We start from the raw sequence: 25,094 nt of genomic DNA on the forward strand, positions 1-25,094 counted from the left end.
GATTATCGTTTCGATACAAGAATTTGCAAGCTGATTCAGCTCGCTCATTTGTTGCAATTACTTCATCTTGCAGTCAGAAATTGATTCAAATTGCTAAAGACTCTATTTAGATTAACTAAACTTTGTTCATAGTCATTTTCTAAAGATGCTAGTCTTTAACTATGAATGATAAAAACTTTTCGGCTTTGTCCGAGGCAAGTGCGATTATCGAATTCGACGCTAAAGGCATCGTTAAAAATATTAGCGAGAAATTTCAGCAAATGGTCGGATATTCAGCTTCCGAGATCATTGGTCGACATCATTCTATTTTAGTGCTCCCTGCTGAACACTCATCTATAGAGTATTACCGATTTTGGGAAAATTTAAGATCCGGATTGTCTCAGTCTGGAGAGTATCGGCGCCTGCGTAAGAATCAAAATGAAATTTGGCTACAATCTGTCTACACGCCGATTTTCGATCAAGAAGGAAATGTAACAGAGGTGATTCTGATCTCTCAGGACATAACTGAAAAGAAGACACTTTCCCTGAGTATAGAGCAACAGATGATGGCTATAAATCGGTCTAACAATGTGATCGAGTTTGATCCAAACGGTTTCATTATGTGGGCCAACGACAATTTTCTGAAGCTTATGGGATACAACTTGGATGAAATTGTAGGGAAGCACCATTCTTTATTTGTCGATGCTACCGAAAAAGACTCCGGCTATTATAAGGCCTTTTGGCAAAGACTCTCGTCCGGAGAATTTTTAGCTGGTGAATTTAAACGAGTAGCGAAAGATGGTCATTCGGTTTGGATTCAAGGATCTTATAATCCAGTCTTTAATAGGGTGGGTAAAGTCTATAAAGTAACTAAGTTTGCATTAGATCTTTCAGAACTAAAAAAGTACGAACAGTCGCTGAAAGAGAGCTTAAAAAAAGCTGAAGCAGCCACGCGAGCCAAATCAATGTTCTTAGCAAATATGAGCCATGAAATTCGTACACCCATGAACTCTATTTTGGGATTAACTGAAACTCTGTTAGATGATCAAAGTCTGGTTGGAGAGCATCGGAAGCACGTAGAGGTTATCAATAGATCGAATAAGCATTTACTCAGCATCGTTAACGAGATTTTAGATTTTTCCAAGATCGAGCATGGCGATGTGAAGATTGCGAAGAGTCTATTTGATTTGCGGCATCTGGTTCAAGAGGTGGTCGAGCTTCACGAGTTTCGCGCAAAAGCAAAAGGCATTTCGGTTAGTTGGTCAATTGATTCCGATGTAAAAACAGCAGTTCATTCTGATCAAAAGCGACTGCGCCAGATTTTAACGAATTTATTAAGTAATGCTTTAAAGTTTACGGATTCTGGATCTATTTCGGTCGTAGTCAAGGATTTGCCTCCTAAGCATTTAAGTTTTTTGGTCTCCGACTCAGGAATTGGAATTCCCAACGACAAACTGCCGCTAGTTTTTAATGCCTTTTATCAGGTCGAAGAGGATTCAACACGAGCATTTGGGGGTACGGGGTTGGGCTTATCGATAGTTAAAAATCTTGTGCACTTATTGGGCGGAGAGGTGACTGTTCGAAGTCAACTCGGGAAGGGCTCGACATTTGAATTTAGCATTTTGAACGAGATGCAGGCTAGTGTCGATCGTATCTTCTTGAATGGGGAAGATCTTATCGAGGAAATTCAAAACTATAGATTCGATAATTTTACATCTGATCGGCCTTTAGATTTGATGATTGCGGATGATTCAGAAGACAATCGAAACTTGCTAAAGGTGTATTTTTCCAAGGCGCCATTCAATATTACCTTTGCAGCCAACGGCCAAGAGGCCATTGATATCTGTCAGGAAAAGAAATTCGATCTTATTCTTATGGATATTCAGATGCCGGTTGTTGACGGCATGGATGCTGCCGAAACTATTCGTAAGGGGTCTGGAGTTAATAAAGACACAATTATTTTTGCAACAACAGCCAGTGCATACTTAGATCACTTCGAGCGCTGCAAAAATATCGGCTTTGATTGCTATATTTCAAAGCCGATTAAAAAAGATCTTCTGTTGGGGGCTGCGATTAAGGTCCTGTCCACACATCATCTGCTGCAGTTAAGACCTCCGGCAATGGCCTCTTAGTGAAGGCGATATTGTTCGGCGACTAAAGATTTAAGATTTTCCACGTATCCTAAATATTCGGCAAGATCTAGACGATCTTCTTTTCGCACAAAGGCTTTTGGGGAGTTGTACTGAGTCAGTTCAATGACATCTGCATGTGAAGAAATTGCCGAAAAATTTGCTTCTTCGAGAGTTTCCACTAAAAGATCTAGATCATGTCCGTCTTCATCGCTTGGGTATTCAAGATTCTTCATCTCACAAAGTGCTTTCAGCAATTTTTCAGTTGCTTGGGCCAGATTGTAAGCAACGATATCATGCTGATTTTCGTCGTGAAGGTGCTGTTTAGCTAGGTTTAGATCGTCTTGAGCCTTAATTATCAGCGACTTCACATGAGCGGACATGATTACTCCTCTTGTTGGTTTCTCATATGATCAGCTAGATTCAGTAATGAATGCAAGAGTTCTGTGCGAATTGGTTCTTGAATTTTACAATCATCGAAAGCCTGCACCATACAGATCATCCATTGATCTCGTTCTGACTTTCCGATTTTGAAGGGGAAATGACGGGCTCGCAATCTGGGATGTCCGTATTTTTCGATAAATAAGTTGGGGCCGCCAAGCCACCCTGACATAAACATAAATAATTTATCTTCAGAAATTGATATATCCTGGGGGTGCATTTGGCGAATCCCTTGTGCCTCGGGAAGTTCACACATGATTTCATAGAAGCGTTTTATCAATTGTTTTAAGACGACTTCTCCGCCCAAAATTTCGTAAGCTGTTTTTTCCATACAGCTGATTTATATTTGAATGTCTTTAATGTCCAGAAAAACTGCCTAGATAGTGCGTGGTCGTCTATATTAGCCTAAAGGTAGGACGCGAATAGCTTTAATGTTAGTAATCGGGCCGGATTTTTCTACAGTGCCCTGAACCTCGATCAAAGAACGGCCATAGATATTCATTCTATACTGCTGATAGACATCCGGAGTAATCACAATATTCATAAACCCGTATTCATCCTCTAAGGTGATAAAACACATCCCCTTGGCTGTTGGTGGACGTTGAGTGATACCAATCAATCCAGCAACTCGAATTTTATTTTTATTTGAATAAGATTTAAGATCATCACTATGCGCGTAGGGAATATATTTGAGATTGCGATAGTCTGCATTCTTCGCATTCAAATAAGTGCGCAAAATCGACATTGGATGATCCGTTATTGAAAAACCCATTCGATCATACTCACGTCTTAAGCGATCCCAGTTCGATTCAAATGGGATTATGTCGGATTCGTTTTTAGACTCATCTTCATTTTCTGCATCAAGATCCTCTGAGGTTTTCTTAAATTGCTCTTTGGGAAGGCCCCATAGGAAACTTCCTTGGTCTAAGCTAAGACTTTCGATATGCCAAATAAGATGACGCACATTATTTTCAAAACACTGAAAAGCCCCGGAGGCTGCAAGTTTGATAAGAACACCACGAGGAAATTCTGTACGACGAATAAAGTCAGCTAAGTCTTTATAAATTCCATTCGTAGTGCGCTCGGATTCAATAAACTTTAATATTTCAGAGGGAATACCGGCTACAGATCTAAATCCGATTCGCACCGGTAATAGCTTTGATTCACTATCCTGCTGTAAAGTGCCAATAAGTTGGTAGTCATAGTTGGATTCATTAATATCGATAGGTAAAAATCGAACCTGGTTTTGCTGGGCCTCTAAAATTAAAGTACGGGGGGCATAGAAGCCCATAGGCTGACTATTTAATAGGGCGCAGACAAAGACATCGGGGTGATGACATTTTAAGTAGCAGCTAGCATAAGTTAATAAAGCAAAGCTTGCCGCATGACTTTCTGGGAAACCATAACTAGCAAAGCCCTCTAATGTTTTATAAATTTGCTGAGCGTATTCTTCGCGAATGCCTCGAGCCAGCATTCCCGAAAGAATTCGATCGTAAATTCCATCCATTGTTGCTTTTTTTCTCCAGGCCGAAGACATGATTCTTCGCAATTCGTCGGATTCCCCAGGAGAGAACCCCGCAGCCACAATTGCAATTTTCATAACTTGCTCTTGGAAAATGGGAACTCCATAGGTTTTGTGCAGTATCGGAACCAAGTCGGGGTGGGCATAAGTGACTTTTTCAAGTCCTTGTCGTCGTCTTAAGTAGGGATGAACCATTCCCCCTTGCAGAGGGCCTGGGCGTATCAATGCCACTTCAATAACAAGATCGTAAAATGAACGAGGCTTCATGCGGGGTAGATTATTCATCTGTGCCCGTGATTCAATTTGAAATACTCCAACAGTCTCGGCCCGTCCAATCATATCGTAAGTTGCCTTGTCATTCGAGGGGATCGAAGCCAAATTGAAATTAATTTTTTTATGCTCTCGCAAAAGATCGAAACAGCGGCGTAAGCAAGTAAGCATTCCCAAAGAAAGAATATCGATTTTCATCAGCTTAAGGCTGTTGACGTCATCTTTGTTCCATTGAATGACATAGCGACCGTTCATGGTGGCTTTTTCTACGGGGACCATTTCATTCAGTGGATTGTGAGTGATGATGAAGCCGCCAGTATGAATTCCTAGGTGTCGAGGGCATCCATGAAGCTCATGGGCCATTTGCAAAAGCAACTTCCAAGTTCCTTCGGCAATACCAAATTTAGTATGTATTTGCGGATCCTCGAAAAGACGTCGCATTCCATCTCGGCCCATGAATTTAATAATTTGATTTACTTTATCCAAAGGGACGCCAAATACTTTGGCAGTTTCTCTTAAAGCCATGCGTGACCGATAGCGAATCACCGTGCATACCATGGCGGCATGTTGTTCATTGTATTTTTCATATATATGCTGAATCACTTCCTCGCGTCGGGAGTGCTCAAAATCAATATCAATATCCGGAGGTTCGCCCCGCTCTTTTGACAGAAATCTTTCAAAGAGCAGATCAACTTCGATTGGGTCCACAGAGGTCAGCCCTAGACAAAAGCAAACGACCGAGTTAGCCGCAGAGCCTCGGCCTTGAAATAAAATATTTTTTTCACGGGCAAATTGGCATATTTCATATAAGGTTAAGAAATAGTCTTCGTATTGAAGTTCAGAAATAAGATTTAACTCATGCTCTATCGTATTACGGACTTTTGAAGGAGTTTCCTTGGGATATCTCCATGCAAGTCCTTGCTCGCAGAGTTCGCGTAGACGATCGGTCGGAGTTTGGTTCTCTGCTAATAAGGCCCGCGGATAGCGATAGCGTATCTCATCCAGACTGAAATGAATCTTGTTTGCGATATCAACAGACTTTTCCACAAGATCGGGGCGATCAGCCCACAAGTTGCAAATTTCATCGAAGCTTTTAAAAGATCTTTCCGCATTTTGAATCAATCTGTCTTTTGCCTGATTTAAAGTTAGATGTTGGTGAATACAGGTCATGACATCAAAAAGAGGCTTCTTGCCAGCAGAGTGCATAAAAGGCCGCTGCGTTGCCACCAACTGTGCTTGATATTTCTTTTCAAGATCAAATGCATATCGATTGAGTTCTCGGGACTCCCAGGTGAGGTCGCGCCAAATAGGAATATATAGTCGCTCTTTAAAAATATTTTGAAGATCTACAAAACGATCCTCATCGAAAGGAAGAATAGGAAGAGCCAAAAGATCTTCGCTATGTTTTTCGATCTGTCTTAGTGATAGCCTTGAAAATCCTTTTGCCGCCTGCCGCTTTCCAAGAGTTATCAAAAGACAAAGATTTTGATAACCATTCTTATTCATGGGAATTAACGTAATGTGAGTGCCGTCGGTTAAAGTCAGTTCGCTACCGATAAGATACTTAAAATTTTCTTTAGCATTTAACTCGGCTTCAAATGAAGAGGGAGTCTTGTATCTTTGAAATCCCCTGGCGACCCCATAAAGGCCATTAAGGTCACAAATTCCTACACCTAAATATCCTAAACGTATCGCTTCGGTAACAATTTCTTCGGGTTGGGATGTTCCCTGAAGGAACGAAAAATAGGAGCGACCCAAAAGCTCGACAAAGCCCTTAGGTCGCTTTTCTTTTTCAAGAATTTGTGCTGAATGTTTAGCAGGAAGCTTTGTTTTAATCGAAGTACCCATGCAAGTAATATTGTGTCGTCATGCGATCCTGGAAAACCCACATCATTTGGCCATCATTTGAGAGCGCAAAGTAGTAATCGCGATTTTTGATTTCTTTATCCGTTAGCTCCCACCAATGAGACTCGATGCGTTCGATGGGGAGCTTCGAGATAAATCTTAAGTTTTGAATTTCATAATTAGATAAGACTTTTGGATCACTCATTAATAAGCTGGGGCGAGGGCTTCGCGCGAGTTCTTTGGCATAAGTTCTTTGAACCTGAAGAGCTTGATCTTTTTCGGTCAGCTTATCCTGAGAAATAAATTTTTCAGGTTTGTCAGTAATAAGCTTAAAGCTGTCTTCGGGAAAATGGCTGGCTTGCATTTGTAAAAACCCCATAGGGCAGTGGTTTTCTTTTGCAAAACTAATAAGGCGTCGCCAGCGATCTTCTGTCGTATCACGCGGTTCAAAGAAATCAAGCTGTTGAATTTTTTCAATCACATCAATAAGTTTAATCTCCATTTCGCGAATGGGATTTTCTAAAGAGACCTTTTCCAGCTTGTTTTTTAAAAGATCTTGAAAAAGCTGGCGATCTCTGGTGGGTGAGACAGGTTCTACTGCTAGCTGATGTTGGTGGTCTGAATATTCGCAGTGCAAAATCAACTCGATTCGCCGGGCGAAACGCCCCAATCCTTGTAGGCGCAAAAACAGAGGAGTTAAGTTCTGCTCAAGTTGATTCATTAACAGCTCTACTTGGCTGACGGGATATTCAAAGTAGGCATAAGAGGTCAGGGGATCTCGGGGGATAAAGGGTGAGATCACCTGAGCCTCTTTGCCATGAAGACGATTCCATATTGAAACCCCTATTTGTCCCCAGCGCTCACGAAATGAGCTCAGACTAAATTTAGAGGCTTCTTCTAAGGTAAACATACCCAGGCTTTGAAAGAACTGGATGGTGTTATCAATTTGCTTTTTTCTTGGCCAAATTTGGAGCCCCTCCAGACTCCGAATGGAGTCCAGAGGGAGGGGGGATAAAGAAAGTGCGTCTTGGCCAGGAACGGAAATACAACCACTATTCCAGTCGCAAAGCGCCTGTGCAGAAGTGGGGGAGTCTGCAATGGCGCCACTTGCTTTACGTAGTCCGCCGTAAGATTGTACAAGCTGTTCTGCAATCTCTAGTGCCTTGCCAAATAATTTAAGCTCTCCACCCAGTAAATGAGCAGAGCCTGAGATCTCTATGAAAATATAAGACGGAAATCGAAACTGAACTTGAGGGCTAAGGCAGACAAAAGCCTCAGCGCAAGAGTTTTCGATTTGTGTGTGCAAGTTGAGGCAAAGCACTCTCATGGATCAAACTCCCTGGAAATGAAAAAGGTGTTGGGCGATGTAAGGCTCTTTTGATAGTTACGAAATCCCTTTTGAAGTTCATAACCAAACTGAACAAAGGATTGATAAATTTCTCGTTACAGTGAGCGACAAAAACCAAAGAGACCCTGTGTAATCGGCAAAGCTTTTTAAGTTTTTGAATTTGATGATTTTTAAGATGAAGCTTTTCAAGCTCGCAGCCAATCACCTCGAAAAGTGAACTTGAGATCAATTCTTGTAAAATCCAAACTAGTTTTTCATGAGATTCTGGCTTTTCTACGACTAACAATTTTTCTAGATTGATTTGGCGATGTTGTAGGTGTGCGGGCAACAAGGTGCTATCGCCATTAATCCAAGCGGTCCAGGCTCCTTTTTGGTGGGCCTTAGCCATCGAGGATATCCACAAAGAGGTGGGGCCCGTCCCTGGTGCCCCTTGAAATAACGAGATATCGCCCTTGGGGAGGCCTCTCCATAATAAGAAATCATCAACCATTGCGATGCCGGTAGGGCTGCCTGCGGGAGGGGCGACGTGTTCTGGCTTTATAAAGTGTCCATGAAGCTCAGTAGGGATTTTTTCTTTCACTATGGGGTCCATATTTCAACCTCTTACTTACATATTAATTACACTGTAAATAATATGTAAATCAAGCCCTCAATGAAGAATCTGGACCACTCCTTAAAGTACCTATTTATTCCTGTATTATTAATAGCTTATAAGTTTCAATCTTTAGTCATGTTGCCGGCCCCTTTTGATTTTATGGAAATTTAACTGAAAACTCATCTAGCCTCTATTGAATAAGCCTCATAATTCAGTCAGACTTTAAGGACCCAAGAAAAAAGGAGTTTCTTATGAAGTATATGATCGCAACTATTTTGATGGCTTTTGGAATGAATGCTTACGCAGCAGACGGCAGCAGCGGATGTGGATTGGGTTGGGAAGTCCTACCTAAAAACTCGTTAGTGTCTTCGTACTCTCGTACAATCACGAACGCAGTAACATCTAGCACACTTGGCATGACGTCAGGAACTTCTGGATGTGCAAAGCACTCGATCGTAGAAAATAGCAAAAAAGATATTCACTACGCAGAGTCTAATTTCCATGAGCTAATGATGGAAATGAGCCAAGGTCAGGGCGAACACTTGAAAGGTTTTGCTTTAGCTATGGGTTGCACTGGTTCTGAAGTTGGAGCTTTCTCTAAAGCAACTCAGTCAAACTATGGCGAGATCTTCAACAATTCAAAAGTTCAACCTGCAGATCTAGTGCGTAACACTCGCAGCACAATGGAAACTGCTAAAATTTGCTCTAACAATCAAATTTAATTCGGATTAGTATGAGTGCTTATGGCACTCCTACTTTTTACGTTTATGATGGGCTGGGGAGGCTTTGCGTACTCTCAGCCCATTTTTAATTTTGAAGACCCTCAACAGCAGCAACAGCTTCAGCAGTTAGCTTATGATGAGATTTGGTTGAACCAACTTCAATATGAGCCCACTCTGACGGGGGGCTGGCAGAGTGACGCTGCCGAAGCTGCATTTTTTCTAGCTCGCGATGGTCGAGTGAATCCTGAATCAGAGTTGCGTGCAAACTTAGAAGTCTTTCTGAAAGATCCCGAGTTGCCATGGGGATATGCTCGGCAGCCAATAGTTTGCGCATTTCCGACTCGCAAGAAGTTCTTAGAACAAAATTTAAAGATTAAATTTAAGAACGTGCCCTGTCCAGATTATGAAAAATGGAAACAGAGTTTCGTAGGGTCGAAGTTGGTACTAATATTTAGCGACGCATTTCCCAATAATCCAGCATCGATGTTTGGTCATACCTTTTTGTTGTTTTCAAAGCACGAGCCTTTTGATTCAGCAGAAGGTTTGATGGATTATGCTGTGAATTTTTCAGCCGATACCTCTCCAGAAGATGAAAAATCAATTTGGTATTCTATCAAGGGGCTTCTTGGGGGCTATTCTGCTCGTTATCAGATCAGTCCTTTTTATGTGATGGCAAACCAGTATTCCGGCTGGGACAGCAGGGACTTGTGGTATATGCCACTGAACTTTACCGAGGCCGAAGTTGAGCGGGTGGTCGAGCATATTTGGGAAAGCTATACGACAACTTCTTTTGGATACTACTTTTTTACGAAGAATTGTTCTTATCGAATCTTAACGGCGCTGGACTATGGACGGCCAGGCATGCAGCTACATCAAAAGTTCAACTTTCGGTGGCCAACCTACTATGTAACCCCGATCAGTACATATAAAGAGGTGACTGATCATTTAGGAGATTCTGATAACGAGTATTATACACCCTCTATTCGTAAAAGATTTATAAATAGATTAAAGAGTTTGGATCAGTCCAAGCTTTATAGATATCAACAAATTATTCGCCATCCAGAGCAAGTGCAGGATGAAGTTGATGTCGAGGTTGTAGATACTGTTTTGGCATTTTATGACTATAAAAAGAAGACTGCATCCGCCGATTATTTACCTGAAGAAATTATTCAAAGATTCAGGCAGGTTGCATTAAAACGGGCTTCGATGGGAGCTACCTCAAAAGCGATTCCGTATAAAAAAAAGGAATTCAGTCCGAACTTGAGTCATAAAAATATCGTTGGTCAGATTCACGTCGATTCACAGTATTCCGGTATGTTATTAGGTATTCGCCCGGGATATCATGATCTGTTAAGCCCAGATGATGGGTATATTCCTTGGAGCCATCTAGAGTTTTTTAATTTGCTGATGCAGGTGCAACCAAAGAAGACTCGTGTCTTGGATCTTACAGCAGTGAACTTAACCTCGTTCTTTCCCATCGAAAGTTTTGAATGGAAACCTAGCTGGAGAGCCGAAGGTGGATGGAACCTCGAAAAGAAATATTACCTTAAAGCAGGTGTGGGGTTGTCTTGGGAGTGGATGGATCAATCGCTGTTGACTTATGTGTTTGTAAATCCCGAACTGATCGAAGAGCAAAAATTTTCTGTGGCATCCAGTCGATATGTAACCTCGTTAGAGGCAGGATTGATAAAAAAATGGGGTCGAGCCAAAGCCTGGATTTCGATGCTGAACTATCTACGTGAGCCCGAATGGAAAATTCGAACCGATGCCACTGAAGTTCAGCTGCAGGCAAGTCTTTACCTAAGAAAAAATCAAGAATTGCGTTTTTCGGTGGTGAATGAATTGTCGATGAATTCTGATTTGTATATCTACAGTGAAAAACGCTATCGTTTAGGGGCGAGCTATTGGTTCAGCTTTTAAAGTTGATTGAAATTGTCTTTGATTCTGCAGAACAAGCCTTGTTACGATGAGGCCTATGAAGAAAAATATATCTAATATAGCACCAGTGGCCCCTAAAAAACCTTTTAAAATTTCGAAGCATGGCGATACTCGAATTGATGACTATTTCTGGCTAAGGGAAAAAGAAAATCCTTTGACCATGAAATATCTAAAAGAAGAGAACGCATATTTCGAACAGCATATGAAGCCGTTGGGAAAATTAAAAGATCGACTTTTTAAAGAGATGAAGTCTCGAATTAAAGAAGACGATGCCTCGGTTCCAGCTCCTTATGGAGAATGGCTGTACTATCGTCGTTTTAAAAAAGGCAAACAATACGCCATAGAACTTCGCAAGCCAAAGAATGGTAATGGAAAAGAGCAAACTCTTTTAGATGGAAATATTGTAGCTAAGGGAAAAAAGTATTCTCATGTTACAAATGACAGCGTTAGTCCCAATCAAAATATTTATGCTTACGCTGCGGACTTCGATGGCTCGGAACGCTATACGATTTATTTTAAAGATTTAACAACAGGGAAAATGCTTAAAGATCAGCTGAAAAACAGCAACGGGTCTTATGCGTTTGCCAACGACAACAGCACGATTTTCTACACAGTCCTAGATGAGAATCTCAGACCATACCGTGTGTTTAAGCATATTTTGGGGACAGACTCCAAAAAAGATATTTTGGTTTTTGAAGAAAAAGACTCGAAGCATTTCGTGGGAATTGGAAAATCAGCTTCCAGTAATTTCATCTTCATAGGAAGTCATGGGAAAGTGACTTCGGAAATTTGGTACATTGATGCGCACAATCCAAGCATACCGGCAAAGTGCTTTCAGCCTCGCATCGAGGGTGTCGAGTACGATGTTGACCATAACGGCGATAACTTTTGGATTACAACCAATCATAAGGCGCTTAATTTTAAGGTAGCTAGATGCGCTTTAACAGATACGTCGATTAAAAAATGGAGTGACTTCATTAAGCACAATCCAAAGGTGATGATTGACTCGGTTCATTTCTTTAAGCGATATATGGTGATCAGTCAGCGCGAGAATGGACTACAGCAAATCCGTATTTATGATCTCCAGACTAATAGAAGCCACATAATTAAATTCGCAGATGCGGCTTATACTGTTTCAGTTCACCCTGATAATTACGAATACGAGACTCATGTCCTAAGAATCAGCTATGCCTCGCCAATAGTTCCGGCTAGCGTTATTGACTATGATATGAATACTCGTAAATCGAAAACATTAAAAACAGTTTTCGTCAAAGGTCACAATCCTAAAAAATATATTTGTGAAAGAGTTTGGGTGAAGGGGCATGATGGAGTAAAAATTCCCTTGGTGCTGACCTACAAAAAGGGGATTAAAAAGAATTTTAAAAATCCTACCTATTTGTACGGATATGGCTCTTACGGAGCAACAATTCCAGATTCCTTTCCTAGCTATCGCGATATGTATCGATTGATCGATCGTGGTTTTGTCTACGCTCTTGCTCATATTCGAGGTGGCGGTGAAATGGGTAGAAAATGGTATGAAGATGGAAAGTTTCTTAAGAAAATGAATACATTTAAAGACTTTATTTCTTGCGCCGATTTTTTGAAGAAAGCTGGTTACAGTGCGCCAGATAAATTGGCAATTGCTGGTGGTAGTGCTGGCGGCATGTTGATGGGGGCTTGCATGAATATGCGCCCAGATCTGTTTGATGTCGTGGTAGCCCATGTTCCTTTTGTGGATGTTGTTAATACGATGTTGGATAAAGATCTTCCGTTGACTCAAATGGAGTACAAAGAGTGGGGAAATCCTGACGATAAAAAGTACTATCGCTATATGAAGTCGTACTCGCCTTATGACAATGTTAAGAAAACGGACTATCCGCATATGTTTGTGACTTGTGGATTGAATGACCCTCGAGTGACTTACTGGGAGCCCGCAAAGTGGGTCGCTAAGTTGCGCGAATATAAAACTGACAATAATACACTTATTTTCAAAACTAATATGGGTGCAGGCCACTTCGGAGCCTCGGGTCGCTTCGATCATTTAGGTGAAAATGCAGAGGAATATGCATTTATCCTTTCGAAGTTCGGTTTGGCTTAAGGGTAAAATAGTTTCCAATAAAACAAATGAGGACCCCTGCAATGATAGCGGGGGTCCAGTGAAAATCCTCGAACATTGCAGATAAAGTTAAAGCTATCACGGGCGAGATGATACTGGTGTAGGCCGCTTTTTCGGCTCCGATTCTTGAGGATAGGGTCAGATAAGCTCCAAAAGCGATGACAGTACCGAACACGGCTAAATATAGAAGTGACCAGATAAATTCAAAATTCCAATTAACTTGAAATGAATTTCCAGTTGTTGTTCCCCAAATAAAAGTAAACATTGTTCCATATAACATTGCCCATGTATTGCCGGCTATGACGGGAATCTTCATTTGTTGAACTCGGAAAGCGCCCCAATTTCCTGCCGAGGCAGAAAGTGTCGCCAGAACCGAGGTGAGAATTCCAAGTATGGTGTATGTGCTAAATTGAAAGCGCTCTAACTCGTGATGGAAAATCATTGTGATTCCAATTGTGCCTAAGCCAATTCCAAAGAGCGTAATTTTACTAGACCTCTTTTTATAAAGAAAGGTCATCCAGGCCAGATTAAAGTAAATCAAGCTAGTAAAGGCTAGGGCCACTAAGCCCGAACTCACTTTTGTTTCGGCAATGTAGGTCAGCATATAATTGATCGAGAACATAAATATGCCTTGAATCGCAAAATAGAGGTGAGCCTTTTTCGAGAATTTTAAATGGGTTTTTGTTGCTAAGCTCCACGCAAGCATTAACATCCAAGAAATCAGGAAACGAAAAAACACTGATGTGATCGGACTGGCAGACTTTAATTGAAAGGTGATAACCAACCAAGTAGAGCCCCAGATACTGGTGCAAACAAGGTACAGAAACAGATTCGAGCCAAAAAATGCTGTCATGAAATTAGTATCGATCCGAATGCTTTAGCTGGCAATGTCTAAGCCGCCTTTTTGAAAACAGGTAGTTGGACGATAATAGCTGTGTAAGAGTCCAAAACCGACTTTATTTGGATTTGGCCAGAATGCTTTTGTACAAGGTCCGCAACAAGAGCCAAGCCTAAGCCCGAGCCAAGAGTTCCTGATTTCGTAGTAAAAAATGGATCTAGAACTTTGCTCAAGTTTTCGGGGGGTATGCCCGGCCCATTATCTCGAACAGTTATGGTAAAGAAGTCTCCAACTTGATCTAAATCTACATCTAATCGGGGAAGATATTCTGATTGTGACTTTTCGGCCTTTTCATTCAAAAAGAAAACAGCATTTTCAATCAACGAATTTAAAATCACTTTAAAGTCCGACGGTGAGATTAGAGCTAACTGCTCGCTTAGATTTGTATGGATATAGAAGCGAACTTTATTGTTGGGATTTAACTGTGCTGCCCCTTCAAAAAATTTCACTATGCGGGTGGCTTCCTCTTTAATATCTGTTTCATTGCTTGTTGTTAGCTCAGACTTCGTTGATTCCGAGTACAGCCCATTCATTTTCTTTATAAGCTTATCGATGCGATCACCATTGTTTTTAATTATTGAAATTGCCGTGTTCACATCATTTTCCTGATCTGAAGTTGAAAATTGAATATTTCTATCATCCATATTTTGCTCGATGATTATCAACGAATTGGTGATCAGATTTAGTGGGTTTCTAAGTTCGTGAGCCAGTGCTTTTGCAAGCTCATTTAGTGATAGAACTTTCTGTTGTGCCAAAATTTGCTGTTGAGCTTTAGTCAATTGATCCAGGGATTCTTCGAGTGCCTGATTTTTTAAATTTAATTCCTCTGTTCGCTCTTTGACCTGATCTTCAAGATTTGCATTTAGTTTCGAAAGCTTCTTTTGAGATTGAATCGCCAGGCTTCGGTTTTCATTTAGTTTTTCTAAAAGGATATCTATTTCATCACCCATTTTTACTTTATTGGGGATGACGTATTCGGATTCTTCTTTGCGATTCTCTTTCTTTTTAATAGCAAGAATCAATGAATGGAGATGGCGAGTCACAGTATTCTCAAAGATATAAAACAAGAGCAGCGTTACAAGTGAGGCCTTCAGTGCCTGCAAAATTAAGGTTTTTACGGCTTTGCCGATATACTTTGCATTTAACGAATCTAAATCAAGTTGGATTTCCATGGTGCCAACTTTTCGATCATGCTTATTAAGTTCAATAATATAAATTCGACTTTCTTCTGGATTGCGCTGGCCTATTGAAGAAACTGTGCCTTTTTGATCAAAGATATGGACATAGGATACACCCTCAAGTTGCGATAAACCTTTGAGTTGGGCCTGGAGCATGGTTTCGTCAAGGCTCCAGGCGCTGTTAGCGATGCTATCTGCCCAAGATTTTTTGATGACATCAATTTGATTAAATATTTTCTTTCGGTCCTCTGCGTATTCGGTCCCAATCGTCACAATAGTGAAGAACATCGTGGCTATTGCTGTCGTCAGCCACGTATAAAGCAGTAGTCGTTTTGAAAGTGAACTTGGAACCATCGAATTCATATAATTTGTTCTCTAGATAATTTTATATGAATTGGAAGAAAGCTGGCTTTAAACGCCGGTAATTCTTTAAAATTTACTGTCTCAGAATGAGAAAAGTGGGGATTGCGCCCCACTTTTTATTTAAAACTTGTTCGACAAATTGAGTATTAAGATAGATTACTCTTCATCCTCGTAATCTTCGTCCTCGTCCTCTTCATCGTCGTCGTCATCGTCATCTTCTTCATCATCCTCATCGTCGGATTCCTCGTCAGCTTCGATGCGAATTAGCCAGCCCTCTTCGTAAGGGTCTTCCATGATGATCGATGGTTCATCAACGACATTGGAATTTACTTCGATAACTGTGCCCGAAACAGGAGAATAGATATCTAGTGGTCCATCATCTGTTTCAATAGTACCGATAACTACGTCCGAGTCCACAGCTTCATGTTCAGCTGGAAGCTCGACCGAGCTGATTTCTTCGAAGTCAGCTAGGCCATCTTCGTTGATTCCAATAGTTACGATTCCATCTTCTTCTTGGACCCAAAGGTAGCCCATGAAATTGCGTACATTGCTCATGCTATCTCCTTTTTAACCAACATTAGCAATCGTAGTACAAGTGGAACTCGTACGGCGTTGGTCGTTGTTGCACGGGACGAATTTCTTTATCAATTTTCCATTGAATCCAGGTTTCGATAAGATCATCGCTAAAGACGTCGCCTTTCTTTAAAAAGCTACAGTTGTTTTTAAGATTGATCAATGATTCTTCCAATGTCCCTGGAACTGACGGAATTCCAGCCGCTTCTTGAGGCGAAAGTCCGTAGATATCCTTATCAAGTGGATCGCCTGGATGAATCTTATTCACAATTCCGTCGATTCCGGCCATTAAAATTGCAGCTTCAGCTAGGTAGATATTAGCAGTTGGATCTGGAGTGCGGAATTCAATACGTTTTGCTTTCGGATTTGGGCCGCTGTTTGGAATACGCATTGCTGCAGATCTATTCTTAAAGCTGTAAGCTAATTTGGTTGGGGCCTCAAAGCCGGGGACAAGGCGCTTATACGAATTGGTCGTTGGGTTGATGATTCCGCAAAGTGCTGGAGCATGTTTCAACACGCCACCGATGAAGTGCAAAGCCATTTCGGAAAGTCCTGCGTATTTGTTTCCGGCAAATAAGTTTTTGCCATCTTTCCAAAGTGACATATGGATGTGCATTCCTGAACCGTTATCGCCAAAAATTGGTTTTGGCATAAATGTCGCAGTCTTGCCGTATCTTAAAGCAACGTTTTTAACGATGTATTTGAACCACATCATCTTGTCGCCCATATTAACTGCATCATCAAATCGGAAGTTGATTTCACATTGTCCTGCAGAGGCAACTTCGTGGTGATGTCTTTCAACGACCATTCCAACTTTTTCTAGCTCTAGGCAGATTTCAGATCTTAGATCTTGCAAGGTATCCGTGGGCAATGCCGGGAAGTAACCTTCCTTGTGGCGAACTTTATAGCCAAGATTTTGGCCACCTTCATCGCGGCCGGTGTTCCAAGCAGCTTCAGCAGAATCAACAGAGTAGAATCCCGAGTGATTTTTTTGATCATAACGAACGTCATCAAAGATGAAGAATTCAGCCTCAGGTCCAAAATAAGCTGTGTCAGCAATTCCTGTTGATTGCATGTAAGCTAAAGCTTTTTTTACGATTTGACGAGGGTCCCTTTCGTAAGCTTCTAGACTCTCGGGCATGCATACATCACAAATCAACGATAGCGTCGGAACTTCCATGAATGGATCCATTTGCGCCGTTGCAGGATCTGGCTTGATAATCATGTCAGACTCTTCGATGCCTCTCCAGCCTCTGATGGAGCTTCCGTCAAAGCCAAAGCCTTGTTCGAAAGTTTCTTCAGTCAACTGATGAAGGGGAACCGTTAGGTGTTGCCAAGTTCCAATAAGATCACAGAATTTCAAATCAACCATCTTTGCGCCTTTTTCAGCAGCAAACTTTAATGCATCCTTAGCAGTCATGGAGCCTCCATTAATTTCTTATTTCAATTTAAATTGCAGATTCATCTTTTTCGCCCGTACGAATTCGTAAGGCGCCTTCAACAGGTATAATAAAAATTTTGCCGTCGCCAATTTTCCCTGAATAGGCGGCTTTGCGAATCGCCTCGACTGCAGAGTCCACCAAGCTGTCGTTAATCACTGTTTCGATTTTTATTTTTGGTAAAAAATCGACAACATATTCCGCTCCTTTGTAAACTTCCGAACGTCCTTTTTGTCGTCCAAATCCGCGAACTTCAGTCACGGTCAGGCCTTCGATGCCCACTTCCGAGAGGGCATCAACGACATCGTCAAGCTTAAAAGGTTTGATTATGGCTTCCAATTTTTTCATATCTACCGAAGTTCTTAAAATCATAGCGGAATTGAAATTTTAGTCAAAGACGCAGAATTAACGCAGATTGATAATCTTGTTTTACCTTGTGGTTTTTGATACACACCCAGCTTCTTCGAAGCACGCACCATTTAGTCTTGTATTTCTGAGGGGGGATCATGACAACGACGCGTTTCTTCTTTATTGGTTCTATGATGAAGGGGATGGTTCACTATTCCAGAATAGAGTCATTCGTCGAGAGCATTCAAAATGCTTCAGTAAAAGCAACGGCTTATCGTTTAAAGGTTGGCTTTCCAGTTGTGGTCCGAGAGGGGCAAGACCTCGTTTCTGGGCATCTGGTAGAGCTTCGAACGACGGATCTGTTGATTCATTTGCTGGATGAGTTTCACGGTGTAAATTCGCAACAGCCTGACAAAAGCTTGCACTTCCGAGAGGAAGTTTCGATTTTGACAGAGGATGGCCAAACAACCTCGGCTTGGGTGTATTTTGCGAACCCTAAAAAGATTCCGAGCAATGCCGTTGTCGTAGATGGTGGGGATTGGTTGGGTTCGATGAAAGAGAAGCCTGTTTTAACATCGATCTTGACCGAAAAGCAGACCACCTATATTCAACGCCTTGGTAAGGCGACGGGGCGTGAAATCGTGCCGATCGATTTGCCTTTGTATCGAGAACTTATGAATTTGGAACTAATTGTGGATAAAGGGCGCCGCCTGGCTTTGTCTAAGTTAGGCCAAGAGGTGTATAGATATCTTGGATAATCAGCAACCGATGTTTAGAATTGTATTGATCGAACCTGAAATTCCCCAAAACACGGGGAATATCGGACGTACATGTGTAGGTACGAATTGCGAACTTCATCTAGTTGGTAAATTGGGTTTTGAAATCAATGATACCAATCTTAAGCGGGCGGGCCTTGATTATTGGGTACATCTAAAATGGCATCAGCATAAAACTTTTGAGGACTGGTGGTCTTTGGTTGAAGATCCTTCTCGGGTGTGGATGTTTACTACAAAAACAAAGCGTACTTATTTTGACCCCCAATACCGCCAGGGCGATTGGTTGGTTTTTGGGAAAGAAACAAAGGGCTTGGATCCTGCCTTGCTTGCCAAGTATCCCGATCAAACCGTTACAATTCCTCAGTTTGGACCCGTTCGCTCTCTTAATTTGGCAACAGCGGTTGCGATCGGTGCATACGAAGGAATTCGGCAGGTTGGAGTTCCTAAACACGACTAAAGTCAGAATTGCTTTGATTTAGGCTTAAAAATCATAAATTCCGAAGCATTTCGCTATAATGACGCAGGACTATGTGCGCCCTTTCTTGCCCGGGCTACATATAAGGTCTATCCTCTTAGGGCTATGTTTGAACAAGTTTTAGCTAAAATATTTGGGACGAAGCACGAACGGGAAATGAAGAAAATTCAGCCGATCGTGAATAAGATTAACTCTTTAGAGCCAGAGATGCAGAAGCTCACCGATGATGAGCTTAAAGCTCGGTCTCTGCAATTCAAAGAAAGATTGAAGAACGGTGAAACGACCGACGATATCTTGCCAGAGGCATTTGCGGTCTGTCGTGAGGCTTCTCGACGGGTGTTGGGCATGCGTCACTATGACGTTCAGCTAATCGGTGGAATTGTACTTCATCGCGGGCAAATCGCCGAGATGAGAACCGGTGAAGGTAAAACCTTAGTTGCAACTTTGCCAGTGTATTTGAATGCTTTGACGGGTAAAGGTGCTCACGTTGTGACGGTCAACGACTACCTTGTAAAACGTGATGCCGAGCAAATGGGTCGATTGTATAGTTGGCTGGGTCTTTCAACAGGAATTATTGTTCACGGGTTAAATGATCAGCAACGCAAAGAAATGTACAATTGCGATATAACTTATTGCACGAACAACGAACTAGGGTTCGATTACCTTCGTGACAATATGAAGTTTGACATCAACGATTATGTGCAAAGACCTCACCACTTTGCCATCGTGGATGAGTGCGACTCGATTTTGATCGATGAAGCTCGTACTCCGTTAATTATTTCGGGACCGGCAGAAGCCTCTACGGATAAGTATTATGCGGTTAATTCCATAGTTCCTCATTTGAAAAAAGATGAGCACTTCACGATGGAAGAAAAATCGAAAACTGCATCTTTGACGGATGCTGGAAACGCAAAGGTTGAACAGCTGCTGGGAATTGATAACCTTTATGATCCTCAAAATATCGAGATTCTTCACCACGTCTATCAAGCTTTAAAGGCTCATCATTTATATCGTCGTGATGTTGATTACATGGTTAGCAATGGCGAAATTATGATCGTTGACGAGTTCACGGGGCGTTTGATGCCTGGTCGTCGTTGGTCTGATGGTTTGCACCAAGCTATTGAGGCTAAAGAGGGTGTTGAAGTTAAATCTGAAAACCAAACTTTAGCGACCATTACGTTCCAAAACTATTTCCGTATGTATGATAAATTGGCCGGCATGACGGGTACAGCGGACACTGAAGCTGTAGAGTTTAATAAAATCTATAAACTTGAAGTGAATGTCATCCCAACGAATAAGCCTATCAAGCGTGCGGACCAAGATGATGTTGTCTACAAAACTGAAGTTGCCAAATATAAGGCAATTACAGCAGACATTAAAGAGCGTCATTCTAAGGGGCAGCCGATTCTTGTTGGTACAAACTCGATTGAAAAATCAGAGGCGTTAAGCAACTGGTTGAAAAAAGAGGGTGTAAAACATGAAGTTCTGAATGCGAAACACCACGAGCGCGAAGCGGAAATCATTGCGCAAGCAGGTCGTAAAGGTGCCGTTACAATTGCGACGAACATGGCCGGGCGTGGAACCGATATCATGTTGGGCGGTAACGCCGAAATGCTAGCCAAAAAAGTTTGTGGCAGCGAGGAAGCCCCAGAATACGTCGAGACATTGGCAAAGCTTAAGACTCAGTGTGAGTCAGAGCGAGCTGAGGTTCGAGAAGCGGGTGGCTTGTACATTATTGGTACCGAGCGAAACGATTCACGTCGGGTAGACAATCAATTGCGTGGTCGTGCTGGTCGTCAGGGTGATCCGGGTGAATCCAGATTCTATCTTTCTTTAGAAGATAACCTAATGCGTATCTTTAACGGTGATCGAATTCAGAAGATCATGGAAATGTTAAACATCCCAGAGGATGAACCGATCACAGCGAAAATGGTTACTAATGCTATCGAAGGCGCTCAGCGCAAAGTTGAAGGGCATCACTTTGATATTCGTAAAAATCTAATGGAATACGATACTGTGATGAATCAGCAGCGTAATGCTATCTATGGTATGCGTAAAAAAGTTCTTATTGGTGAAGACATCGAAAGAACTTCATTGGATTGGTTGGGTGAGGTTGTTTCGGATATCCTAGATGGCAATATGCCTGAAGACAGTAGACCTGAATCTTGGAATCTTGAGGCGATGAATAATTCTTTAGCTCAGACATTCGGCTTTAAGATTGATTTCGAGACCCTGCCAAAAAATCAAGAGGCGATTACAGAGGCTGTTAAAGCTGGCGTGAAGCACGTTTATGACAATCAGAAACAATCAATGGGACCTTTCTTTGAGCAGCTTCAAAAGATGGTTCTTTTGCAGTCGATTGATCATCACTGGAAGAATCACCTTTATGTTATTGATAAGTTAAAAGAGGGCATCGGTTTGCGTGGATACGCTCAAAAAGATCCTTTGATTGAGTACAAAAAAGAAGCTTTCAAGGCTTTTGAATCTTTGAACTCTAGAATTAAAGCTGATGCGATCGAGAAAATCATGCGTATCCAGCTGGTTTCGGAACAATCTCAGGAAGATGCACTTGAAAGCCTGATGCCTGAAGAGACGGATCTTAGTGAATTGAATTACTCAGCTCCAAGTGATTCTGATATCGGTGCGGATTTTTCAACTTCTGAATCTGGTTCTGCCAGTGATGCGGCTCCGGTAAAAAGAAAAATGACTTTTTCTAGTGGGCCCGTAGAGGATGCAAAGATGAACCGTGCAGATCGTAGACGCATGGAGAAGGGTAAGAGATAATTTGAGCTCTTGTCCTCTCTGCCAACATCAAGTAGAGATCAGTGACCGGCACTTTGGGGCGTTGTATACATGCCCCTCATGTGCCGGCATTTTTTTTGTTAGTTGGGATGGAACCCCGGAAATAGCTAGTCACGAATCCGAAAATTTGTTTGAAAATGTTCCTAATGAGGAAGCACCCCTGACAAATGATTTTATGTCCCAGTCTTTTGAGTCGTCACAACCGCTGGACGATGCACCAATAGATAATGCCTTTGCTTCGATTGAAGAGCCAAATGAATCTGCTCCGGTTGAAAATTATGATTTCAACTCTCCTGTGGGTGCCGTGACATTTGAGTCTTCAGTAAACGATTCTTCCGATTTAAGTGATATCGCCGATTTCGGAAATAGCCCGCAGGTCGGGGGCGGGATTAGTTATACTTTGACTATTTCTGCCATTGATTCCGCGAAAGTCTATTCATTGGTGGAAGAAGCGGTTACGGACACTCGCTTTGGGTGGGAAGCAAAAGAATTAATGGCAAAAATAAACGGCGGAGTTTTAGAGATTTCTAATCTTCCGCTAGTTAAAGCTTATGTATTGATTGATCGCCTTCAATCTTTACCTGTTAAGTTTTCATGGAGACAAGATGTTCTATAAAGCTTTTATCCCTGTCTTGCTAGTTGGTTTGCTTGCATTTGCCAACGAAGATGCAAAAAAAGAAGAGGCACCGGCTAAAGAAGGTGAAAAGAAGGAAGAGGCCAAAACCGAGAAGAAGGAAGATGGTTGGCAGGAAGTATCGGCCAGGGTGCAGGCTTTAAAGGCCAAAGTCGAAACTCATGAAAAAAATATTCAAGCCCTGGTCCAAGAAAAAGCAACTTCGCATAGCGAAGCTAGGCTATCAGAAATAGTAAAGCAGCTTGTTTTAGAGCACAAATCTTATATGGAAGCTTCAAAAGAGTACGACCGTGAGCGGGCTTTCCTTATGTATCGATTTCCGGAAAAAGGTGTCAAAGGTGATCGTAAGTATGAACGCCTAGAGGTGAAAAGCCTTGAGGAAATGGAAAGTCAAATGTCCTTGGAAGGCCGCGTGCGAGGCGTTCTAACTAAAGTTCGTAAGCAGTACCCTGTTAAAGAAGAGTCGGTGAAAGAGGGCGAAACTGGGGCTACAAAGACTAAAAAAAGAAAAGGCACCCATGAGGATGCCGATGCTGAAGAAGACCAGTTATCTTCCCCAATAATTTATTCGAAATAAAATTAATCGACGCCTTTAAATGCCGGGACGTAGCGCACGCGATCTTCGCTGCGAACAGAGCTTTCATAGGTCGTGAACTCTCGCCGAGCAGCTTGAAGAACTGATTCTTCTTTGGCTAGCTGCTCTTGAATGGCCTTTTCACTTTCTTCATTTCTTTTATCTATGGCAAATGCTGACTTTTCTTCAGGAGGCTGCCAAGTGTCGCCGATATACACGGCAGAGCCTTCAAAAAATTGCACCTCTTTTTGGTGCTTGATTTGATTATCATAAAATACGTAAGTCCATCTGTCTTTGCCGTGGAAGCGCTCGGTGCGATTCGGAGATCCCATGATCTCTAAGACATCATCTTTATCCATACCTGATTTAACTTGGTTGAACTGCTTCACCATTGATGTCTGGCAGCCGACCAGCGCAAAGCTTGACGTCAATAAGATGCTCATTAAAAGCCTAAGCATATAGACTCCTCTTCCCCAAGGTCCTTGCTAAATTATCGGCGTCTTCTGGTTAAATAAAAAGACCGAAGTCATTCGTTCTCAAAATAGAACAACTTCGGTCAGGAATCTAATTCGTGATGATTCAAATTAATACGTCAGCCAGGATTAATCAGCGGGATACATTTCTAAAAGTTTTCTTTTTAGAATCTTTCCGCTATCGCCCTTCGGAAGTTCGCCGACGATTTGTATGTATTTAGGGATTTTAAATTTTGCTAAATTGACCAGGCAGTGGTTGTGGATTTTTTCGATGTCTATTTCTGAAGAGTCCACAACAACAAAGGCTTTGCCGACTTCACCCCATTTTGAATCGGGAACACCAACGACAGCAGCTTCCTTAATTCCGGCCAATTTTCTAAGAACTTGTTCAATCTCTGGAGGATAGACATTTTCGCCTCCCGATTTGTACATATCTTTTTTACGACCCACGACATAAAAGTAGCCCTCAGAATCCTTTCGGACTAGGTCGCCGGTGTAAAGCCATCCATCGATAATAGTTTTTGAGGTAGCTTCGGGATTATTCCAATATCCTTGCATACAGCTAGGGCCGCGTAAAATCAGTTCGCCAATCTCATCGACTTTAACTTCTTGATGGTTGTCGTCGACAATTTTTGTTTCGATGTAGAAATTAGGAAAGCCGATGGATCCAATTTTGCGGATGGCATCTTGTTCGTTCAACGAAAATACATTGGGTCCAAACTCTGTTAGGCCGTAGCCCTGGCGAATTGGAATTCCTTTTTGGTGCCAAGCTTCTATTAGCGGCAGCGGCATGGGCTCTCCGCCAACGATAGCGTATCGAATGTGCGATAAATCTTTCGATTTAAAAGAGGGACTTCGATACATCATATCCATGGTTGTCGGTACGCCGAATAAGATGGTGGCTTTTTCGGTTTCACAAAGGTCTAAAATTTGTTCCGCATCGAATTTTTTGATGAAGATGACCTGTGCTCCGCGATGCAAGAAAGGAGTGGTTAGGACATTCCATCCTCCGGTGTGGAAGAATGGAAGGAAGATAACTGTCTTATCATTTTGGCTGATGTTTAACCGAAGAGTGGTGTTTAAGCTGTTCCAGAAGAGCATTTTGTGAGTAAGAACTGCTCCTTTGGGTGCACCTGTCGTCCCGGAAGTATAGATAATCATGCAAGGGGAATCAAAGTCTGCATCGATCTCTTTAAATGAAAGCTCCGTAGCTTCTTTTATGTAGGAAGCGAAAGAGTTAGGTCCAGACAACAAGAGGGTTTGTTGTGGGCGAATTTTTGGTTCCAGTTGTTCGATGATTCCGGAGTATTCACTTTGATGCACAATAAGGCGGGGCTCGCAATCTTGAATGATGTGAGCCGCTTCCCGCTGGGTAAGTCTGAAGTTGATTGGAACCAAAATGGCGCCAAGACGAACAGTTGCAAAGAACAAAAGAATATACTCAAGTTCGTTTGTAGCCATGACCGCCACGCGATCACCTCTGCGGACATTGTAACGAGAGGCAAGAATGTCGGCGCCGGAGTTGGCCGCTTTAAGAAGTTGACTATAGGTATAGGTATCTCCCGAATCGCCATCCTTAATCGCGACGTTATCTGGAGAATAAATTGTCCATTTTTTTAGCCAATCTAATTCTATTTGTTCCATGTCAGAGTCCTT

Annotated in this window: 20 protein-coding genes and 2 pseudogenes; 10 read left to right on the top strand and 12 right to left on the bottom strand. The window is 42.0% G+C overall.

Translation table 11 applies throughout. The features are described from left to right. The first annotated feature begins 161 nt into the window (after window positions 1–161). Window positions 162–2,111: a PAS domain-containing hybrid sensor histidine kinase/response regulator gene (locus tag AC04MN_RS06295; RefSeq protein WP_475382340.1), complete on the top strand. Its 1,950-nt coding sequence runs from the start codon at window positions 162–164 to the stop codon at window positions 2,109–2,111. Here the strand turns inward: AC04MN_RS06295 and AC04MN_RS06300 are convergent. The 5 genes from AC04MN_RS06300 to AC04MN_RS06320 all read right to left on the bottom strand — a co-directional run bounded on the left by AC04MN_RS06300 (window position 2,108) and on the right by AC04MN_RS06320 (window position 8,126). Continuing rightward, window positions 2,108–2,491 (bottom strand): HEPN domain-containing protein, encoded by a 384-nt coding sequence (locus AC04MN_RS06300; RefSeq protein WP_475382341.1) that lies wholly within the window; start codon window positions 2,489–2,491, stop codon window positions 2,108–2,110. The genes AC04MN_RS06295 and AC04MN_RS06300 overlap by 4 nt on opposite strands. Before the next feature lie 2 nt (window positions 2,492–2,493). After that, window positions 2,494–2,880, bottom strand: a complete 387-nt coding sequence (locus tag AC04MN_RS06305) for a group II truncated hemoglobin (RefSeq protein ID WP_475382342.1) — start codon at window positions 2,878–2,880, stop codon at window positions 2,494–2,496. A 69-nt stretch (window positions 2,881–2,949) separates the two neighbouring features. After that, a complete protein-coding gene (locus tag AC04MN_RS06310) occupies window positions 2,950–6,189 on the bottom strand; it encodes a DNA polymerase III subunit alpha (RefSeq protein ID WP_475382343.1) in 3,240 nt (1,079 codons plus the stop codon). Then, a complete protein-coding gene (locus AC04MN_RS06315) occupies window positions 6,173–7,513 on the bottom strand; it encodes a DNA polymerase Y subunit UmuC family protein (RefSeq protein ID WP_475382344.1) in 1,341 nt (446 codons plus the stop codon). The genes AC04MN_RS06310 and AC04MN_RS06315 overlap by 17 nt, the downstream gene beginning before the upstream one ends. Beyond that, window positions 7,461–8,126: a recA protein gene (locus AC04MN_RS06320; RefSeq protein WP_475382345.1), complete on the bottom strand. Its 666-nt coding sequence runs from the start codon at window positions 8,124–8,126 to the stop codon at window positions 7,461–7,463. The genes AC04MN_RS06315 and AC04MN_RS06320 overlap by 53 nt, the downstream gene beginning before the upstream one ends. A gap of 254 nt (window positions 8,127–8,380) precedes the next feature. Here AC04MN_RS06320 and AC04MN_RS06325 point away from each other — a divergent pair, with 254 nt between their 5' ends. Genes AC04MN_RS06325 through AC04MN_RS06335 form a run of 3 tightly spaced genes read left to right on the top strand, consistent with a single transcriptional unit; the run spans window position 8,381 to window position 12,887 of the window. Continuing rightward, on the top strand, window positions 8,381–8,851 hold the full coding sequence (locus AC04MN_RS06325) for a DUF3015 family protein (RefSeq protein ID WP_475382346.1): 471 nt from the start codon (window positions 8,381–8,383) through the stop codon (window positions 8,849–8,851). Between the two features lie 21 nt (window positions 8,852–8,872). After that, window positions 8,873–10,771, top strand: a complete 1,899-nt coding sequence (locus AC04MN_RS06330) for an Lnb N-terminal periplasmic domain-containing protein (RefSeq protein ID WP_475382347.1) — start codon at window positions 8,873–8,875, stop codon at window positions 10,769–10,771. 55 nt (window positions 10,772–10,826) lie between these two features. Then, a complete protein-coding gene (locus AC04MN_RS06335) occupies window positions 10,827–12,887 on the top strand; it encodes a S9 family peptidase (protein ID WP_475382348.1) in 2,061 nt (686 codons plus the stop codon). Here the strand turns inward: AC04MN_RS06335 and AC04MN_RS06340 are convergent. The 5 genes from AC04MN_RS06340 to AC04MN_RS06360 form a co-directional block, all read right to left on the bottom strand. Next, window positions 12,859–13,758: a DMT family transporter gene (locus AC04MN_RS06340; protein WP_475382349.1), complete on the bottom strand. Its 900-nt coding sequence runs from the start codon at window positions 13,756–13,758 to the stop codon at window positions 12,859–12,861. The genes AC04MN_RS06335 and AC04MN_RS06340 overlap by 29 nt on opposite strands. A 38-nt stretch (window positions 13,759–13,796) precedes the next feature. Continuing rightward, window positions 13,797–15,344 (bottom strand): sensor histidine kinase, encoded by a 1,548-nt coding sequence (locus AC04MN_RS06345; RefSeq protein WP_475382350.1) that lies wholly within the window; start codon window positions 15,342–15,344, stop codon window positions 13,797–13,799. Between the two features lie 156 nt (window positions 15,345–15,500). Then, entirely contained in the window at window positions 15,501–15,899 is a 399-nt protein-coding gene (locus AC04MN_RS06350; RefSeq protein ID WP_475382351.1) for a glycine cleavage system H family protein, read from the bottom strand. 22 nt (window positions 15,900–15,921) lie between these two features. Then, entirely contained in the window at window positions 15,922–17,337 is a 1,416-nt protein-coding gene (gene glnA, locus AC04MN_RS06355) for a type I glutamate--ammonia ligase (protein ID WP_475382352.1), read from the bottom strand. A gap of 28 nt (window positions 17,338–17,365) precedes the next feature. Continuing rightward, window positions 17,366–17,704: a P-II family nitrogen regulator gene (locus AC04MN_RS06360; protein ID WP_475382963.1), complete on the bottom strand. Its 339-nt coding sequence runs from the start codon at window positions 17,702–17,704 to the stop codon at window positions 17,366–17,368. 158 nt (window positions 17,705–17,862) lie between these two features. Here AC04MN_RS06360 and AC04MN_RS06365 point away from each other — a divergent pair, with 158 nt between their 5' ends. The 6 genes and pseudogenes from AC04MN_RS06365 to AC04MN_RS06390 all read left to right on the top strand — a co-directional run bounded on the left by AC04MN_RS06365 (window position 17,863) and on the right by AC04MN_RS06390 (window position 22,968). Beyond that, on the top strand, window positions 17,863–18,462 hold the full coding sequence (locus tag AC04MN_RS06365) for a gamma-glutamylcyclotransferase family protein (RefSeq protein ID WP_475382353.1): 600 nt from the start codon (window positions 17,863–17,865) through the stop codon (window positions 18,460–18,462). A 10-nt stretch (window positions 18,463–18,472) separates the two neighbouring features. After that, window positions 18,473–18,937 carry a tRNA (cytidine(34)-2'-O)-methyltransferase gene (locus AC04MN_RS06370; protein WP_475382964.1) on the top strand — a complete coding sequence of 155 codons (465 nt, stop codon included), beginning with the start codon at window positions 18,473–18,475 and terminating at the stop codon, window positions 18,935–18,937. A gap of 123 nt (window positions 18,938–19,060) precedes the next feature. Then, window positions 19,061–21,517 (top strand): annotated as a pseudogene (secA, locus tag AC04MN_RS06375) (preprotein translocase subunit SecA); the annotation flags it as partial. 184 nt (window positions 21,518–21,701) lie between these two features. After that, window positions 21,702–21,827, top strand: a pseudogene (locus tag AC04MN_RS06380) (hypothetical protein); the annotation flags it as partial. Between the two features lie 105 nt (window positions 21,828–21,932). Then, on the top strand, window positions 21,933–22,373 hold the full coding sequence (locus tag AC04MN_RS06385) for a hypothetical protein (protein ID WP_475382971.1): 441 nt from the start codon (window positions 21,933–21,935) through the stop codon (window positions 22,371–22,373). Continuing rightward, complete coding sequence (locus AC04MN_RS06390; RefSeq protein ID WP_475382354.1) at window positions 22,363–22,968, top strand: hypothetical protein; 606 nt, start codon at window positions 22,363–22,365, stop codon at window positions 22,966–22,968. Before AC04MN_RS06385 ends, AC04MN_RS06390 begins: the two co-directional genes overlap by 11 nt. A 2-nt stretch (window positions 22,969–22,970) precedes the next feature. Here AC04MN_RS06390 and AC04MN_RS06395 read toward each other — a convergent pair whose 3' ends face one another. Together AC04MN_RS06395 and AC04MN_RS06400 are read right to left on the bottom strand one after the other, a co-directional pair. Then, window positions 22,971–23,423, bottom strand: coding sequence for an outer membrane protein assembly factor BamE (locus AC04MN_RS06395; protein ID WP_475382355.1), 453 nt, complete (start codon window positions 23,421–23,423; stop codon window positions 22,971–22,973). 144 nt (window positions 23,424–23,567) lie between these two features. Further along, window positions 23,568–25,082 carry a class I adenylate-forming enzyme family protein gene (locus tag AC04MN_RS06400; RefSeq protein WP_475382356.1) on the bottom strand — a complete coding sequence of 505 codons (1,515 nt, stop codon included), beginning with the start codon at window positions 25,080–25,082 and terminating at the stop codon, window positions 23,568–23,570. Between the last annotated feature and the right edge of the window lie 12 nt (window positions 25,083–25,094).

This window comes from Bdellovibrio sp. ZFWA1 (assembly GCF_056175665.1).

Bases quoted from the DNA above. Each gene is read 5' to 3' on its own strand.
- AC04MN_RS06300 (WP_475382341.1), bottom strand. From the start codon at position 2,491: ATGTCCGCTCATGTGAAGTCGCTGATAATTAAGGCTCAAGACGATCTA.
- AC04MN_RS06330 (WP_475382347.1), top strand. From the start codon at position 8,873: ATGGCACTCCTACTTTTTACGTTTATGATGGGCTGGGGAGGCTTTGCG.
- AC04MN_RS06310 (WP_475382343.1), bottom strand. From the start codon at position 6,189: ATGGGTACTTCGATTAAAACAAAGCTTCCTGCTAAACATTCAGCACAA.
- glnA (WP_475382352.1), bottom strand. From the start codon at position 17,337: ATGACTGCTAAGGATGCATTAAAGTTTGCTGCTGAAAAAGGCGCAAAG.
- AC04MN_RS06315 (WP_475382344.1), bottom strand. From the start codon at position 7,513: ATGAGAGTGCTTTGCCTCAACTTGCACACACAAATCGAAAACTCTTGC.
- AC04MN_RS06370 (WP_475382964.1), top strand. From the start codon at position 18,473: ATGTTTAGAATTGTATTGATCGAACCTGAAATTCCCCAAAACACGGGG.
- AC04MN_RS06325 (WP_475382346.1), top strand. From the start codon at position 8,381: ATGAAGTATATGATCGCAACTATTTTGATGGCTTTTGGAATGAATGCT.
- AC04MN_RS06360 (WP_475382963.1), bottom strand. From the start codon at position 17,704: ATGAAAAAATTGGAAGCCATAATCAAACCTTTTAAGCTTGACGATGTC.
- AC04MN_RS06340 (WP_475382349.1), bottom strand. From the start codon at position 13,758: ATGACAGCATTTTTTGGCTCGAATCTGTTTCTGTACCTTGTTTGCACC.
- AC04MN_RS06390 (WP_475382354.1), top strand. From the start codon at position 22,363: ATGTTCTATAAAGCTTTTATCCCTGTCTTGCTAGTTGGTTTGCTTGCA.
- AC04MN_RS06295 (WP_475382340.1), top strand. From the start codon at position 162: ATGAATGATAAAAACTTTTCGGCTTTGTCCGAGGCAAGTGCGATTATC.
- AC04MN_RS06395 (WP_475382355.1), bottom strand. From the start codon at position 23,423: ATGCTTAGGCTTTTAATGAGCATCTTATTGACGTCAAGCTTTGCGCTG.
- AC04MN_RS06305 (WP_475382342.1), bottom strand. From the start codon at position 2,880: ATGGAAAAAACAGCTTACGAAATTTTGGGCGGAGAAGTCGTCTTAAAA.
- AC04MN_RS06385 (WP_475382971.1), top strand. From the start codon at position 21,933: ATGTCCCAGTCTTTTGAGTCGTCACAACCGCTGGACGATGCACCAATA.
- AC04MN_RS06365 (WP_475382353.1), top strand. From the start codon at position 17,863: ATGACAACGACGCGTTTCTTCTTTATTGGTTCTATGATGAAGGGGATG.
- AC04MN_RS06350 (WP_475382351.1), bottom strand. From the start codon at position 15,899: ATGAGCAATGTACGCAATTTCATGGGCTACCTTTGGGTCCAAGAAGAA.
- AC04MN_RS06345 (WP_475382350.1), bottom strand. From the start codon at position 15,344: ATGAATTCGATGGTTCCAAGTTCACTTTCAAAACGACTACTGCTTTAT.
- AC04MN_RS06400 (WP_475382356.1), bottom strand. From the start codon at position 25,082: ATGGAACAAATAGAATTAGATTGGCTAAAAAAATGGACAATTTATTCT.
- AC04MN_RS06335 (WP_475382348.1), top strand. From the start codon at position 10,827: ATGAAGAAAAATATATCTAATATAGCACCAGTGGCCCCTAAAAAACCT.
- AC04MN_RS06320 (WP_475382345.1), bottom strand. From the start codon at position 8,126: ATGGACCCCATAGTGAAAGAAAAAATCCCTACTGAGCTTCATGGACAC.